At 62.1% G+C, this 14,572-nt stretch carries 14 protein-coding genes and 2 pseudogenes; 12 read left to right on the top strand and 4 right to left on the bottom strand.

Annotated elements, in window-relative coordinates; all coding sequences use genetic code 11:
- Positions 1-64 precede the first annotated feature (64 nt).
- From mcpP (LVS58_RS25275) to LVS58_RS08960, 12 genes and pseudogenes are all read left to right on the top strand, one after another.
- Positions 65-826 (top strand): annotated as a pseudogene (mcpP, locus tag LVS58_RS25275) (methyl-accepting chemotaxis protein McpP); the annotation flags it as partial.
- Positions 827-1,183: 357 nt separating this feature from the next.
- A pseudogene (mcpP, locus tag LVS58_RS25270) lies at positions 1,184-1,699 on the top strand (methyl-accepting chemotaxis protein McpP); the annotation flags it as partial.
- Positions 1,700-1,928: 229 nt separating this feature from the next.
- A complete protein-coding gene (gene pnuC / locus LVS58_RS09005) occupies positions 1,929-2,495 on the top strand; it encodes a nicotinamide riboside transporter PnuC (RefSeq protein WP_233690773.1) in 567 nt (188 codons plus the stop codon).
- 14 nt (positions 2,496-2,509) lie between these two features.
- Positions 2,510-3,061: an AAA family ATPase gene (locus LVS58_RS09000; protein WP_442796453.1), complete on the top strand. Its 552-nt coding sequence runs from the start codon at positions 2,510-2,512 to the stop codon at positions 3,059-3,061.
- Between the two features lie 297 nt (positions 3,062-3,358).
- Positions 3,359-3,796: a hypothetical protein gene (locus LVS58_RS08995; RefSeq protein ID WP_233690771.1), complete on the top strand. Its 438-nt coding sequence runs from the start codon at positions 3,359-3,361 to the stop codon at positions 3,794-3,796.
- Between the two features lies 1 nt (position 3,797).
- Complete coding sequence (locus LVS58_RS08990; protein ID WP_233690770.1) at positions 3,798-4,376, top strand: adhesin; 579 nt, start codon at positions 3,798-3,800, stop codon at positions 4,374-4,376.
- Between the two features lie 49 nt (positions 4,377-4,425).
- The gene (locus tag LVS58_RS08985) at positions 4,426-5,877 is read left to right on the top strand and encodes a heme utilization protein (protein ID WP_233690769.1); all 1,452 of its coding nucleotides are present in this window, start codon (positions 4,426-4,428) and stop codon (positions 5,875-5,877) included.
- A 61-nt stretch (positions 5,878-5,938) separates the two neighbouring features.
- Entirely contained in the window at positions 5,939-6,619 is a 681-nt protein-coding gene (locus LVS58_RS08980) for a C39 family peptidase (protein WP_233690768.1), read from the top strand.
- 45 nt (positions 6,620-6,664) lie between these two features.
- The gene (locus LVS58_RS08975; protein WP_233690767.1) at positions 6,665-7,417 is read left to right on the top strand and encodes a hypothetical protein; all 753 of its coding nucleotides are present in this window, start codon (positions 6,665-6,667) and stop codon (positions 7,415-7,417) included.
- Between the two features lie 46 nt (positions 7,418-7,463).
- On the top strand, positions 7,464-8,744 hold the full coding sequence (locus LVS58_RS08970; protein ID WP_004577464.1) for a hypothetical protein: 1,281 nt from the start codon (positions 7,464-7,466) through the stop codon (positions 8,742-8,744).
- 135 nt (positions 8,745-8,879) lie between these two features.
- Positions 8,880-11,081 (top strand): LTA synthase family protein, encoded by a 2,202-nt coding sequence (locus tag LVS58_RS08965; protein WP_233690766.1) that lies wholly within the window; start codon positions 8,880-8,882, stop codon positions 11,079-11,081.
- 94 nt (positions 11,082-11,175) lie between these two features.
- Complete coding sequence (locus LVS58_RS08960) at positions 11,176-11,904, top strand: DUF899 domain-containing protein (RefSeq protein WP_233690765.1); 729 nt, start codon at positions 11,176-11,178, stop codon at positions 11,902-11,904.
- A 289-nt stretch (positions 11,905-12,193) separates the two neighbouring features.
- Here the strand turns inward: LVS58_RS08960 and ureG are convergent, their stop codons facing one another.
- From ureG to ureE, 4 genes are read right to left on the bottom strand one after another with little or no spacing between them, the layout of a single operon-like run.
- Positions 12,194-12,817, bottom strand: a complete 624-nt coding sequence (gene ureG, locus LVS58_RS08955) for an urease accessory protein UreG (RefSeq protein ID WP_225778078.1) — start codon at positions 12,815-12,817, stop codon at positions 12,194-12,196.
- 11 nt (positions 12,818-12,828) lie between these two features.
- Positions 12,829-13,503: an urease accessory protein UreF gene (locus LVS58_RS08950; protein WP_233690764.1), complete on the bottom strand. Its 675-nt coding sequence runs from the start codon at positions 13,501-13,503 to the stop codon at positions 12,829-12,831.
- Positions 13,503-14,048: a HupE/UreJ family protein gene (locus LVS58_RS08945; RefSeq protein WP_233690763.1), complete on the bottom strand. Its 546-nt coding sequence runs from the start codon at positions 14,046-14,048 to the stop codon at positions 13,503-13,505. The genes LVS58_RS08950 and LVS58_RS08945 overlap by 1 nt, the downstream gene beginning before the upstream one ends.
- Positions 14,049-14,066: 18 nt before the next feature.
- On the bottom strand, positions 14,067-14,570 hold the full coding sequence (ureE, locus tag LVS58_RS08940; protein WP_233690762.1) for an urease accessory protein UreE: 504 nt from the start codon (positions 14,568-14,570) through the stop codon (positions 14,067-14,069).
- Positions 14,571-14,572: the final 2 nt, after the last annotated feature.

The following is a 14,572-nucleotide window of genomic DNA, read 5'->3' as shown; positions in this document are numbered from 1 at the left end:
GTGGGCTCGCTGCAAAGCATGTTTCGATGCACCTCAATAAAAAGAACAATGCGGGAGCTGATGGATGAACACTCTGAGATCGATGTCAATCAGTCGGCGCCTGTGGCTGATCCTTGTGGTGGCGGTGGCCATGCTGGTGGTGCTGGGCCTGCTGATGCTGCGCCAGATCCACGGTGACCTGTACCAGGCCAAGGCGGAGAAAACCCGCCATGTGGTGCAGACCGCTGCGGGTGTGTTGGCCTATTACCAAGGCCTGGAAGCTGCCGGCACGCTCAGCCGCGAAGCCGCCCAGCAACAGGCACTGCAGGTGGTGCGCGCGCTGCGCTACGACGATGACGACTATTTCTGGATCAACGACCTGGGGCCGAAGATGATCATGCATCCGGCCAACCCCAAGCTCGACGGCCAGGACCTTTCAGCCATCCGCGACCCCGATGGTTTCGCCCTGTTCAACGAGATGGTCGCCCTTGCCCGCCAGCAGGACGCCGGCCCGGTCAACTATCGCTGGCCCAAGCCCGGCGCCAGTGAGCCGGTAGCCAAGACCTCGTATATTCAGCTGTTCAAGCCGTGGGGCTGGATCATCGGTTCGGGCGTGTACGTCGATGACGTGCAGGCCGAGTTCGCTCGCCAGTTGCGCGACGCTTCGCTGGTTGGCGTGGGCATTGCCCTGCTGATGGCGCTGGTGGTCATGCTGATTGCCCGCAGCATCGCCCGCCCGCTGCAGGAAGCGGTGCAGGCGATGGGCAATATCGCCAGCGGCGAAAGCGACCTGACCCGGCGCCTGGACACCCGTGGCAGCGACGAGATCACCCACCTGGGCGAACACTTCAACCGCTTCAACGGCAAACTGCAAGGTGTCGTCGGCCAGCTGCAAGGCGCGGCCCACGCATTGGCCCAGTCCGCCGGGCACGTCGGTGACAATGCCGGTGCCGCACAACAGCGCAGTGCCCAGCAATCGCTGCAGATGGACCAGGTGGCCACTGCAGTCAATGAGGTGACCTACGCCGTGCAGGACGTGGCCAAGACCGCTGAACAGGCCGCCGAAGAAATGCGTACGGCACAACAACAGGTGACGCACGGCCAGCAAGCCATCCACGGCAGCCTGGCGCAGATCGACCGCCTGTCGCTGACCATCGATCAGGCCGTACAGGTGATCCGCGACCTGGCCGGGCACAGCACGCGCATCGGCGGCGTACTGGACGTGATTCGTTCCATTGCCGAACAGACCAACCTGTTGGCGCTGAATGCCGCCATCGAGGCGGCTCGGGCTGGCGAGCAAGGCCGAGGCTTTGCCGTGGTCGCCGACGAGGTGCGGCTGCTGGCCCAGCGTACAGCACAATCGACGGCCGAGATTCATACCATGATCGAGCACCTGCAGAGTCAGTCGGACGCTGCAGTCAAGGCCATAGACACCAGCAGCGAGGCATCGCGCCAGACTGTCGAACAAGCCCGTGAGGCCGGCGCCAGCCTGGACGCCATCAACCAGGTGCTGAACAACCTCACCGCGTTGAATGCCTCCATCGCCAGCGCCACCTTGCAGCAGTCGCATGTGGTCGAAGAGATCAACCGCAATGTGCTGGATACTGCCGGGCTGTCGCAGCAGACCGCCGATGCGGCGCGACAGTCCAGCGATGCCGGGGCGGCGCTGGGGCGGTTGAGCGAAGAGTTGGAGCAGTTGTTGCGGCAGTTCCGGGTCTGAGCCTACGTCGTCCATCGGTGGTTCGGCACAAGCCGTCGTAGGAGCGGGTTCACCCGCGAAAGGGCCGGCCCTGCCGGCCAATCTCCACCCGTCGTTCACCGTTGCCGCCGCTACCGTATTCGCGGGTAAACCCGCTCCTACAAAGGGGTATCACACCGCTGCGCCCTACACCTTCACCGGCCGACCCGGTACAATCTCGCCCCTTCCCCGTAGCCTCCAAGGATCGCCGATGTCCGGCCTTGAACTCATTGCCGCCGTCCTCGGCGTAACCGCTGTCTGGCTGACGGTCAAGCAGAACGCCTGGTGCTGGCCGATCGGCCTGGTCATGGTGCTGATCTATGGCTGGCTGTTCTACGAGGTAAAACTGTACTCAGGCATGTTGCTGCAAGTGGCCTACGCCATCCTGCAACTGTACGGCTGGTGGCAATGGAAACGCCCCGACCACACTGAAGACGCCCGTCAGGTCTCCCGCCTGCAGCGCCCGGCACTGTTCACCGGGCTGGCCGTCGGGGTGTTGCTGAGCGCCGCCCTGGGCGCGGCCATGGCCAACTGGACCGATGCCGCCCTGCCCTGGCTGGATGCCACCCTGACCGGATTCAGCCTGGTGGCGCAACTGTGGATGGCACAGAAACGCCTGCAGTGCTGGCCACTGTGGGTCGTGGTCGACATCATCTATGTGGGCCAATACCTGCATCAGCAGTTGTATTTCACCGCAGGCTTCTTCGCCGTGCTCACCCTGATTGCTGTACGCGGCTGGCTGGAATGGCGCCGCGACCCGGCGTTGGTACAGCCATGAGTGCGCAGCAAGCAATGAAAGTGCTGGTACTGTGCGGCCCTGAATCCAGTGGCAAAAGCTGGCTTAGTGGGATAATCCAGGCACATTTTGGTGGCGTGGTGGTGGGTGAGTACGTGCGTCATTTCATCGACCAGCAATGCCGTGACACCTGCTACGCCGATATTCCCGCCATCGCCCGCGGGCAACTGGCATGGGAGGACCGTGCGCGTGAGCAGGCGCCACCGCTGCTGATTCTGGACACCCACCTGCTGAGCAACATGCTCTGGAGCCACGCACTGTTCGACGACTGCCCAACCTGGTTGGAAGAGGCGCTGCTGGCACGGCGTTACGACCTGCACCTGTTGCTCAGCCCGCAAGGGGTTGACTGGATTGCCGATGGTCAGCGTTGCCAACCCGACCTCAGCGATCGTCAGCGCTTTTTCGACGACAGCCTGGCGTGGCTGAAGCGACACAACCAACCGCACCAAATACTTGATGGCAATTGGCCGCAGCGCCAATTGCTGGCCTTGCAATCGGTTGCTATGCTAATCGGTAGCGATGCGCCATCATGCCCAACCGAGTGTTAAACCACTGACACAACCCGGTGCGGCAAAGCCCCCGAAATTGCGGGGCTTCCCCCTGTCCTGGGGGCAGTGTCAAGCCCGTGAAACACACCTGCAAAAACCCTTCCAATCAAGGCCACAGCCGCCTTTGCCGGCAATGCGCGAGGCAAGCTGTTTCAAGCCTGAGACAGCATACGTCGCATCTTGTCAGGCTCTTGCCCTAACTGTCTGATCTGCAAAAGATTCTGAAAAGCGGCACACCTTCTGCTCTGTCGTTCGCATCGCTGAACAGGGCCAGCGCTCAAAGAAGGAGTTGCCGTCGTGAGGAAACCTGACAAACGCCTCTATCACCTATTACTGGTGGGTTGTGTACTGGGGTCACTCAGCCTGACGGCTCAGGCAGACAAGGGGATCATCATCATCAAGCGCGATGTGCAGGTGCGCAACGCGACCATCCCCCCCCTGATCCCAGACCCGAGCCCTACCACCGTCAATGCCAACCCTTCTGCCCACGTGCTCAAGCAAACCAACGAGCTGAGTGATGGCGACTTCGCCAGCATCAGCAGTGGTGCAGGCATCAGCAACCTGATCACCCAACAAACCAACAACCTGGGCGGCAACCTCGGCAACCAGAACCAGCTTCCCAACTTGGCGGGCGGACGTGGCACGGGGTCGGGTAACGGTATCTCGAACATGGTCAACTCAAGCGTGCAGCGTGGCCTCGCGCCGCTGCAGATTCTGACCGGCGGGGGCAAGTGAGATGAAGTGCACACTGCTGATGCTGGCCGCCCTTTGCACTGCACCGGCCTTCGCGCAATCGCTGGTTCCTGTCATCAACAACGCCGATATCGACAGCTCCGGCAGCCGCTATCAGGGCAACCTCTCTGTCAACCAGGCCGCTGGGGACAAACAGCAGCAAGTCAATGCGCGTGCCATTGCCGTCGGCCCCGAAGCCAATGCAAGCACCCAGATCCGGCAACGGCTCAACACGCCCGCCGATCCCGCGATGGACGCCCGCTCCACCATCCAGGGCAACGCCTTCAGCAACGGCAGCGGCGCCCTGGGGGTCAACCAGAGCGCAGGTGCCAACACCCAGCAAGCCAACGCACTGAGCATCAGCATTGGTACACAGCCGCAAAGCATCGACGACAGCGTCCTCATGCAACAGAACGTGGCGCTGATCAACAACTCCGGAGCAACTGACATTCCAGCAGGCTATCGCCAGGTCACCACCAGTGACCAGGCCTTCACCGGTAGCCGAGGGGTGATCCAGTTGAACCAGAGTGCCGGGGTGGGAAACCGAATGGCCAACACCTTGAGCATCCGGGTCGCGGATTGACCCTGCAGTTAAGAACGACACTTAACCTAATAGCGTACGGAGAATCACCATGAAACCCTCGATGGCAATCAAGCCTCTGGTTTTCGCAATTGCTGCGGTCATGGCTGTTGCTGTACAAGCTGGGCAAAATGATCGGCGTAATGACCACCATAACGGCCACCACAACAATGGTCATCACACGCCTCCACCCACCAAGATCCCTGTGTATGCTACGGCCAATGCCCTGGATACCCAAACCAGCACTGGCAACCGCATCTCCAATGCAGGCACCATCAACGAAGCCGAGATGAGTGACTCTGGCACCGGCTCCAGCGGCAACGTTGGCATAAACGTGGCGGCCGGTAACGGCAACCAGCAAGACAACGCCGCTGCCATTGCCAACGCCGGCTCCGACTCGAGCCTGGACAACAGCTTCGTGTTCGGCATGGCCAGTGCCACGGCTGACGTTGTGCAAACCAGCAGAAACAACCGGGTCGACAACTACTCGACCCAGTCTTCGGCGGTGATGAGCGGCTCGGCCAGCGGGGCTGAGGGCAACATTGGCATCAACATTGCCGGTGGTGACCTCAACCAGCAGAAAAACACCATGGCCATCGCCAACACCGGAGCCCCGCTGGGTAACGCCACGGCCACGGCTTCGGCCAATCAGGACGGCCCAGGCCTGATTGTAAACAACAGCGCTGACCGCACCTACCGGGTGGATACGATTACCATCACCAAGTCGGCCAGCGGTTCAAGCTCGCGGGAAGGCACCTTCAACTCGACCGACGACCGCAGCTCGTCTTCGAGCTTCAGCGTCGCCGGTGCGCAAAGCGCCAGCTCCAGCGGCTCCAGTGGCTGGAACGCCAGCGGCTCGCAATCCAGCAATGCCAGCGGCTCCAACAGTTCGAGCGCAAGTGGCTCGTTCGGCTGGGGTGCCAGTGGCTCTGCCAGCGGCAGCAACAGCGCCTCGAGCAGCGCCAGCCTGACTGCTTCACTGGACGCTGCAGCCAACGCCACGCGTACCTTTACCACCGATGATGGCCGTCGCGAGCGCACTCGCTCCAGCACCTTCGATGGTTCGCTGAGTGCGTCGCTGGATGTGTCGGTCGACAAGTCGCGCGAAAGTGCATACGACTCCTCGTTCGAGAAAGCATTCGACTCCAACTACGACAAGTCGCATCAATCGGCGTATGACAAGTCCAAAGACTCTTCATACACCAAGTCTCACGACTCTTCGTACGAGAATGCTTCGGCGTCCGAGTTCTCGAAGTCTGGCGAGCAATCAAAACAATCCTCGAACGACGTTTCGAAGAGCTACAGCGAAAGCAGCGCCTACGACTTGAGCAATACTGTGTCCTTCCAAGTGCTGACCCCGACCGGCTGGGCCAACCCAGTTACCAACACTGCAACCCTTAACGGTTCGGTGAACGGTGGCAGCGGTAACCTGGGCGTGAACGTAGCAGCCGGTGTGGGCAACCAGCAAAGCAACTCGCTGGCCATCTCCAACACCTCGTTCTGACCGCTGTGCTTGAGGCCCCCTTCGGGGGGCCTTTCTTAAACACACCGTAAGGCGCCCGATCATGCGTATTTTCGCCTTGGCGTTTGTGCTGTGCCTGGCCAGCGTGAGCGAAGCTGCACAAATGCCGCTGTCCGTCCTGCCGGGCGGCGCTGTGGTGTTCAAGCCGATCCAGAGCTTGCGTGAGCGCAAGTTCGCCGACCTGGTGCAACAAAAAACCGACTTCAGCTGCGGCGCCGCTGCGCTGGCGACCATCCTGCGCCAGGCGTACTGGCTGGATGTGGACGAACATCAGATCATCGAAGGCATGCTGGCCCACGCCGACGAGGACCTTGTGCGCACGCAAGGCTTCTCGATGCTCGACATGAAGCGCTACGTCGAAAGCCTCGGGATGCGTGCCCGCGGTTACCGGGTGGCACCCGAAACCCTGCACAGCGTGCGCATTCCCGTCGTGGTGCTGATGGATGTGCGCGGCTACAAGCACTTCGTGGTCATGCAGAAAGTCGACAAAGGTTGGGTGTACATCGGTGATCCGGTGCTGGGCCACAGGCGATACAAGGTCGAGGATTTCCTCAAGGGCTGGAACGGCATCATCTTCGCGGTGATCGGCCAGGGTTACGACAAGAACAACATCCTGCTCGACCCGCCCCTGCCACTGACCGCCAAGGGCCGGGTGAACAACTTCACCCCCGTGCAAGACGCAGAGCTGCTGGACTTCGGCTTCATCAGAAGCGACTTCTTCTAACGACTGTTCTAATGACAAGGAGCATGAGGCTCCAGGGAGCATTTCATGAAGACTTCATTGTGGTTGGCCATCGCCTGCCTGGCCGCCAGCTTGCCCAGCCACGCAGAGGCGTTGAAACCCATTGAACTGAAAGACCAGGAGCTGGCCAACCTGCGGGGCCGCTATGTAATGCCCGGGCGAATCGTGAGCTTCGGCATCGTCATGTCCAGCACCTGGCAAAATGCAAAAGGGGATGTGATCGGGGCAACGTCCACGCTGCAGGTTCAGCAATCGACGATCAAACCCCAGTTCTATGTATCGATGATCGATAGAAAAGGCGCAGGTACGGCCTCGAGCAGCGCATCTGCTGCCGGGACTGGCGTGGTAACGGGCGGCAACGGCCTGACCACCACCGAAGGTGTGACCCAGGTGGTCCGTGCAGCCGGTGACAACAACGCCGCTTATAACAACGTCGATATCAACGTGACCAAAGCCAACCAGGCCCCCGCTGCACAACAGCAAGGCCAGGTACTGGCCGCCGGCCAGACCCTGGTCGGGGAAAATGGCGCCGGCGCGCTCAGCGTGTCCTCGAGCGGTGTGGGCGTGCAGCTCAACATCAATGCCAGCAACAACCAGGGCAGCAGCGTGCAACGCCTGGCCCAAGGTGGCCTGCTGCAGAACTCGACGCTGCTTGGCAACGGCAACCTGGTCAACAACGTCACCACCCTGAACGTTGTCATGCGCGAGAGCGTGCCGACAGCCGCTTCGCTCAACGGTAGCCTCGACCAGCTCAAAGGTCTTCGCACCTTCGGATACTGATCTACGCTCAGTCTCATCAAAAGTAGTTGGAAGGGACGGCAACTCCATGTACCGATCTTTTACGCTCAGAGCTTTTGTGTGCTTGACTACCTTGGCCCCCGCCACCGCACTTTACGCAGCCGCCGACCCACAAGTCGAAGCGCTGAAACAGGAACTGATTGAACTCAAACGCCGCTATGAGGCACAGCAACAGGCACTGATGGTGCTGGAGCAACGTGTGCGTCAGGTCGAGGAGGCTCCTGCTGCCGCGCAACCCAAACGCTTGGTCAAGTCTCCGGCGGAGGGGGTGAAAGGTGCGCAGACCGTCGCTTCTGGCGCCCCGGGCACTACAGGGAGCTCCTACGGCCAGGCGCTGACGGCCGATTCGGAGCCAGCGCAAAGCGTTTCCAACCTGTATGACGAAGCCAGCGGATTCTTTGGCGGGGGCAAGTTCAGCTTCGAAACCGGCGTCACCTATACCCATTACGATACCCGTGCGCTGACCCTCAATGGTTTTCTGGCACTGGACTCGATCTTCCTCGGCAGCATCAACCTCGACCGGATCAAGGCTGACAACTGGACTCTGGACATGACCGCGCGCTATAACCTGGCGCAGCGCTGGCAGTTCGATATCAACGTCCCCGTGGTTTACCGCGAGTCCACCTACTCGTCTGGCGGTGCGGGGGGCGCCGGGGCAACCACTTCCGATGCTAGCGTGACCCGCGACCCGGAAATCGGCGATATCAACGTTGGGGTAGCCTATAAATTCCTCGACGAGGACGAAACCTGGCCTGACGCAGTGGCCACCCTGCGAATCAAGGCACCCACCGGCAAAGACCCCTATGGCATCAAACTGCGCGAGGTGGACGGCAACAACAACCTCGCGGTACCGGAAAGCCTACCGACCGGCAACGGTGTATGGTCGATCACACCGGGCATCTCGCTTGTCAAGACCTTCGACCCGGCCGTGCTGTTCGGCAGCCTGTCCTACACCTACAACATGCAAGACTCGTTCAGCGACATCAGTCCCCAGGTGAACAGCAAGGTGCCGGGTGACGTCAAGCTTGGTGACTCGTGGCAGATCGGCGGTGGCATTGCCTTTGCCCTTAACGAAAAGATGAGTATGTCGTTCTCGGTGTCCGACCAGTTCGCCCGCAAGAGCAAGATCAAACCGGATGGCGGCGACTGGCAATCGATCTCCAACAGTGACTACAACGCCGCCAACTTCAACATCGGCCTGACCTTCGCCGCCACTGACAACCTGACCATCGTGCCCAACCTGTCCATTGGTCTGACCGATGACGCGCCTGACTTTTCTTTCAGCCTGAAATTCCCTTATTACTTCTGATAGTTGCCATCGGCCGGGCCTGTGCGAACGGGCCCGGCTTTGGTTACAAGCCTTGTAACCGGCCGCCTTCCCTGCTTTGGCCTGTTATCATCAAGCACAGATGCATGACGATTTAATGGCAAAAGGGAAGTTTTTGTGAAGAACCTGTCCGACCACCCGAACACCCGGCTTGCCGCTTTGGCGGCCCTGGTGCTGGTGATCCCACTGGGTACGCGCGCCATGCTGGGTTGGTCCAACCCATTCGGTTACCTGTCCGATCTCGCCCTTGGCAGCCTGTTGCTGTTACTGCTACACCGCAGGCCGTGGTGGCTGGCGCTGCCGGTGCTGCTGGCCTGGGCGGCGCTGTGGGTGGCCTCGGCCGAACTGGTAAGCGCAGTGGGCCGGCTGCCCACCAGCGCCGACCTGAACTACCTGGCCGATCCGCAATTCATGGAGAATTCGGCCGGTGGCAGCCTGGCCCACACCTGGCTGCCCTGGGCCCTGGGCGGCGGCTTGCTGGCCTGGCTGGCGTGTGCGTGGCGCAGCCGTGCACGGGCCAGCCAGCCACTGCCGCGCAAGGCCTGGGCCATACCCATACTACTGTTCGGCGCGCATTGGGGCAGCCAGCAGTTGGTACCTTCCGATGCCGACCAGTGGCGGCAATACAACCTCCCCCACCAGTTGATGTCGGCCGGGGCCGGTAACCTGCAACGCCAGGTCGACCACTGGATGGGCCGCACGCAAACCTTCACCCCGCTGGCCAGCAGCGGCCTGACTCAGTCCGACCTGCATGGGCAAAGGTTGCTTGCCGGCCCGGGAAGCGCCCGCAACTTGCTGGTGATTACCCTCGAAGGCATCCCAGGCGCCTACCTGCTGGCTAACCGCCAGGCGCTGAACAGCCGTTTCAACGAGGACTTGATGCCCAAGCTCAGCAAATGGGCCGAGCGCGGCATGAACACCCCAGACTATGTGCTGCACACCCACCAGACCATCCGTGGCCTGTATGCGATGCTGTGCGGCGATTACGACAAGCTGGCCAACGGCACACCCAAGGGCGTGGAACTGCTGACCCAGAACGAACGCAACCAGGCCTGTCTGCCGGCACAATTGCGCCAGGCCGGCTTCACTACCCACTACCTGCAAGGCGCGGGCCTGCGCTTCATGGCCAAGGACCGCATCATGCCGCACATCGGTTTCGATTCGGTGCATGGCCAGGAGTGGTTCGGCAACAAGAACTACCTGGAATTCCCGTGGGGCAAGGATGACCGCGCCTTCTTCGAAGGTGCCCTGGGCTATGTGGGCCAGCTGCAGAAGCAGGACAAGCCATGGATGCTGACGCTGCTCACCGTGGGCACCCATCAACCCTATTCGGCGCCGGCCGAGTACCTCGAGCGCTACGCCACACCGAAGCAGGCAGCGGTCGCCTACCTGGATGACGCAGTCGGGGCATTTCTTGACAATCTCGAGCGCCAGGGCGTCCTCAAGGACACACTGGTGGTGGTGACTTCCGACGAGTCCCACGGCATCGATGGCGTGCGCCTGGCCTCGTCCTGGGGCTTCAACCTTACCCTTGCGCCGGAGCAGGCCCAGCTGCCAACCATCAAGCGCGGCACCTACGGCCATATCGACCTGGCCACCTCGCTGCTGGACTACTTCGCACTGCCCATTCCCGTCGCGCTTGGCGGTCGCTCGTTGTACCGCGACTACGACAGCGGTCGCGAGATGATCTCCTACACCAACGGGATGCTGCGCTACCACAACGGCCAGGGCCTGTTCACCGAATGTGACTTCCAACAGCGCTGCCGGCGTTATGCCAGCGAAGGCTTCATCGCCGACCAGGCCCGCTACCTCGGGCCGGCCGACAGCCTGCTGGGCCAGCAGATCGGAGCCCTGGCCGGAGTGCTCGACCAATCCTTGCTGCAAACCCCGCTCAACCTACGTTACCAGTTCGGCGGCCCTTCGCCGATCAAGTTGCGAAAGCGCATTGACGATGACTGGGCCGACAACCTCATTGGCGCCCAGTATCTGGAAATGCCCGGAGGCTCGCATACCCGCGTGCGGGTCAAGGTACGCTCGCTGGACCCTAAACGTGCGGCCTACATCCGGCTCAAGGCCAAGCAGTTGGAACAGGACGTGCCGCTGGGCCTGCCAGAAGAGGTAAAGGTCACCGCCGACGCACCACTGGAGATGGAGTTCAGCTTCGACAACCCGACCGAGCGCAAGGCGTTTTCCTTCCACTTGCTAGGCTATGGCGGCGGCAAGGTAGAAGTCAGCGACTTCAGCGTGATCACCGCCCTGCCTGGCGAGGAGGACAGCGCCGATGAGCTGGCCGAGGGGCATGTCGCCCATTCGGGCTGAGCAGGTACCGCTCATCGCCCGGCCCCCGGTGCTTGTCGAATCGACCTGGTCGTACTCGACAAGGGTGTGAATCCCCCAGCGAGGAGACAGCACCATGAGCACCAGCGAAAGCAGGCACCCGGTGGTTTCCCGCAGCCAGTGGCTGGCGGCTCGCCAGCAACTGTGGCTGCACGAAAAAGCGTTTACTCACCACCGCGACGCGCTAGCCGCAGCCCGTCGCGCCCTGCCTTGGGTAAAGGTCGAGCAGGATTACCGCTTCTCCGGGCCAAATGGCGCGTTGAGCCTGGCCAACCTGTTCGCAGGCCACAGCCAGTTGCTGCTTTACCACTTCATGTTCGCCGAGGGCTGGAGCGAGGGCTGCCCCGGCTGCTCTTTTCTGGCCGACCACTTTGACGGCGCCAACCTGCACCTGGCCCACCACGATGTCTCGCTGGTGGCGGTATCACGGGCCCCGTATGCGGAATTTCAGGCATTTCGCCAGCGCATGGGCTGGCAGTTCCCGTGGTACTCGTCGAATGGCAGCGATTTCAACGAGGACTTTGGCGTAAGTATCGGCAGCGAAGGTCAGCGGCAGTACAACTATGAGCCGTATGAGGGCAATGAAAGCGAGCTGCCCGGCTTGAGTGCATTTTTCCGCGAAGGTGACGGCAGCGTTTACCACACCTACTCAACCTACGCCCGCGGGCTGGACATTCTGGTCAACACCTACAACTTCCTCGACATTGCGCCACTGGGGCGCAATGAAGGTGGGACCATGGACTGGGTTCGGCACCATGACCGCTATGAAGGGCAACCGGACAAGCCTCACTGTTGTCACAAATGATGCAGGCAATACACACCTCTGTAGGCAATTGCTGCGCGGTCGCCCTTAGGAGCGGGGTCACCCGCGAAAGGGCCGGCCCTGCTGGCCAATCTCCCTGGCCATTCACCGTCGCAGCCGCCACCGTATTCGCGGGTAAACCCGCTCCTACACACAGATCGGCGGTGGACACACATCGAGGGTTGGACACAGCCGGTTGTAGGAGCGGGTTCACCCGCGAACACCGGCAGAGCCGGTGCCATCCACCGCGTTGGCTTCTTCGCGGGCATGCCCGCACAGAGACCTCGATCTGTCAGGCTCGCACACCCAGCATCCCGCGCTCGACGATAAAGTCGATCACGGCCTGCAACCCCTCGCCTTTCTTCAGGTTGCTGAAGGTCCAGGGCCGCTGCGGCCGCATGCGCTGGGTGTCGCGCGCCATCACTTCCAGTGAAGCCCCTACATAAGGCGCAAGGTCCGTCTTGTTGATCACCAGGAAGTCCGACTTGGTAATGCCTGGGCCGCCCTTGCGCGGGATCTTCTCGCCCTCGGCCACGTCGATCACGTAAATGGTCAAATCAGCCAGCTCCGGGCTGAAGGTGGCGCTGAGATTGTCACCGCCGCTTTCCACGAAAATAACTTCGAGGTTACCGAACTTGCGCGCCAGCGCTTCGACCGCCGCCAGGTTCATCGAGGCATCTTCACGAATGGCCGTGTGCGGACAGCCCCCGGTTTCAACGCCAACGATGCGCTCCGGCTCAAGGGCGCCGGCCTCAGTGAGAATGCGCTGGTCTTCCTTGGTGTAGATGTCGTTGGTAACCACGGCAATCTGGTAGTGATCGCGCATGGCCTTGCACAGCGCTTCCAGCAGTGCGGTCTTGCCAGAGCCGACCGGGCCGCCGACACCGACGCGCAGGGGTTGTTGATAGCTTTGCATGCAGGCAATCCTCAGGAACGGAACAAACGGGTGTATTGGGTTTCGTGACGCGATGAAGCGATGGCCAGCAGCGGCAGCCCGCCGCCGAGCTGCTCATCGCCCAGAGCCAGCGCCTGGTCCAGTGCAGCGGGCAAGTCGGCGCCCAGGTCGCGCAGCAAGGTCTGGGCCGCCTGCTGGCCGAATGGCACCAGCTTGACGCCAGCCATGACCGCGCCCTCCAGCCAGGCAAAGCCATGGCCCAATGCCAGCTGGCGCAGCGGGATGGCCCAGTGTGCAGCCAGCCAGGCCATACCGCCCAACTGGGTCAGCTCGAGGCTGGCGCGCCAGGCCGGTGCCTGGCCCAGTTGCCAACCATCGAGCAACCGCGCCAGCGCTGCGCCGCGCTGCTGTTCTTCCAGGCGCAGTTCGGCGGTTTCGCGGTTGGCCAGCAAGAACCGGCTCCAGTGGCCGAACGCTTCGGCGTCCTCAGCCTGGCAGGCGTGGTACAGCCGCGCCAGCACCGGCCAGTCGAGACAGGCCAGGGTGTCGTAAACCTGCTCACGCTGCCAGGCGGCAAAACCGTCCACGCCCCGAACCCAGCCGGCCTCGACCGCCCACTCCAGGCCTTGCGAGTAGGTAAAACCACCCACCGGCAAGCCGGGGCTGGCCAACTGCAGCAGGCGCAGTAGCGCCAGGTCGCTGTTCATCAACCGGCCAGTACCAACGCGGCGCCGGCCAACAGGCCACCGCCAAAGGCTTTCTGCAGGCCGCTGTGGCGGCGAAGCAGGCAACCGACTGCAAAGCCCGCCGCCAGCAGCAGGCCGCTGACCGCGACAAACCCTGCGCTGAATTGCCAGAACGCGCTCGGCGTAGCTTCTACGCCATGTGCCCAGCCATGGAACAAGGCAAACACCGGCATGGCCATGGCCAGCAGCGACTGGCGGCTCGGCAGCAGCACCGCCCCGGCAGCCACCGGCAGCGACACGGCAATCAGGGTTTCCATGCCCAGCACATCGCCGAACAGATGACCGCACACGGCGCCACCAAACATGGCCGCCAAGGTAGCCAGGGGCAATGCCAGGTTGCGCCGGGTCAACGCAGCGAGCACGCCGGTGCCCAGCAGCATCAGCAGGTGATCGAGCCCGGTCAGCGGGTGCAGCAGGCCGTCCTGCAGCGGGTTACTGTCATGGCCTGGATGGGCGAAGGCTGGCAGTGCCAGCATCAACAAAAACAGGGCGAAAGTCTTTTTCATCGGTTGCTCCAGGGCAGTTCAGGAATGGGCAGGCAGGCGTACGAACGGATGATCGTGGCCATGGGTATGACTGTGGCTGTGGCCATGCGGTGCACTTTGGTAAGCGCCCGCCTCAGGCTCGAACGGGGCTTGTTCGGCCTCTACCGTCAGGCCCAGCCCCCGCAGCATGTCGTCCAGCACATGGTCGTGCTGGAAGCGCAACAGCCCGGGTTCGATCTGCAGCGGCACATGGCGGTTGCCCAAGTGGTAGGCGGCGCGGGCCAACAGGTGTGGATCGGTACAGCGCACCGTGGACACCGCCTCGGGCGCCGCCAGCACGCGGATCAGCTGGGTGCCCTCGGCATCGGCCAGCAATTCACCTCCGCGCAGCAGGTGGCCGCGCTCCAGCATCAGCCCGGCTTCGCGGCCGTCGTCCAGGGTGACTCGCAGGCGGCTCTTGATACGGCTGTCCACGTCAAGGGTGACAGTGCCACTGACAACCCGCGTGCCGGGTTCGGAGATACGGCGGCTCAAAACAATCATGG

Origin of the sequence: Pseudomonas sp. JR33AA, from assembly GCF_021378985.1 — a bacterium.
In the GTDB taxonomy this organism is placed as follows: Bacteria; Pseudomonadota; Gammaproteobacteria; order Pseudomonadales; family Pseudomonadaceae; genus Aquipseudomonas; species Aquipseudomonas alloputida.
This window is presented reverse-complemented; position numbering and strand designations above follow the sequence as displayed.

Bases quoted from the DNA above. Each gene is read 5' to 3' on its own strand.
- pnuC (WP_233690773.1), top strand. From the start codon at position 1,929: ATGTCCGGCCTTGAACTCATTGCCGCCGTCCTCGGCGTAACCGCTGTC.
- LVS58_RS09000 (WP_442796453.1), top strand. From the start codon at position 2,510: ATGAAAGTGCTGGTACTGTGCGGCCCTGAATCCAGTGGCAAAAGCTGG.
- LVS58_RS08990 (WP_233690770.1), top strand. From the start codon at position 3,798: ATGAAGTGCACACTGCTGATGCTGGCCGCCCTTTGCACTGCACCGGCC.
- LVS58_RS08985 (WP_233690769.1), top strand. From the start codon at position 4,426: ATGAAACCCTCGATGGCAATCAAGCCTCTGGTTTTCGCAATTGCTGCG.
- LVS58_RS08980 (WP_233690768.1), top strand. From the start codon at position 5,939: ATGCGTATTTTCGCCTTGGCGTTTGTGCTGTGCCTGGCCAGCGTGAGC.
- LVS58_RS08975 (WP_233690767.1), top strand. From the start codon at position 6,665: ATGAAGACTTCATTGTGGTTGGCCATCGCCTGCCTGGCCGCCAGCTTG.
- LVS58_RS08970 (WP_004577464.1), top strand. From the start codon at position 7,464: ATGTACCGATCTTTTACGCTCAGAGCTTTTGTGTGCTTGACTACCTTG.
- LVS58_RS08960 (WP_233690765.1), top strand. From the start codon at position 11,176: ATGAGCACCAGCGAAAGCAGGCACCCGGTGGTTTCCCGCAGCCAGTGG.
- ureG (WP_225778078.1), bottom strand. From the start codon at position 12,817: ATGCAAAGCTATCAACAACCCCTGCGCGTCGGTGTCGGCGGCCCGGTC.
- LVS58_RS08950 (WP_233690764.1), bottom strand. From the start codon at position 13,503: ATGAACAGCGACCTGGCGCTACTGCGCCTGCTGCAGTTGGCCAGCCCC.
- LVS58_RS08945 (WP_233690763.1), bottom strand. From the start codon at position 14,048: ATGAAAAAGACTTTCGCCCTGTTTTTGTTGATGCTGGCACTGCCAGCC.
- ureE (WP_233690762.1), bottom strand. From the start codon at position 14,570: ATGATTGTTTTGAGCCGCCGTATCTCCGAACCCGGCACGCGGGTTGTC.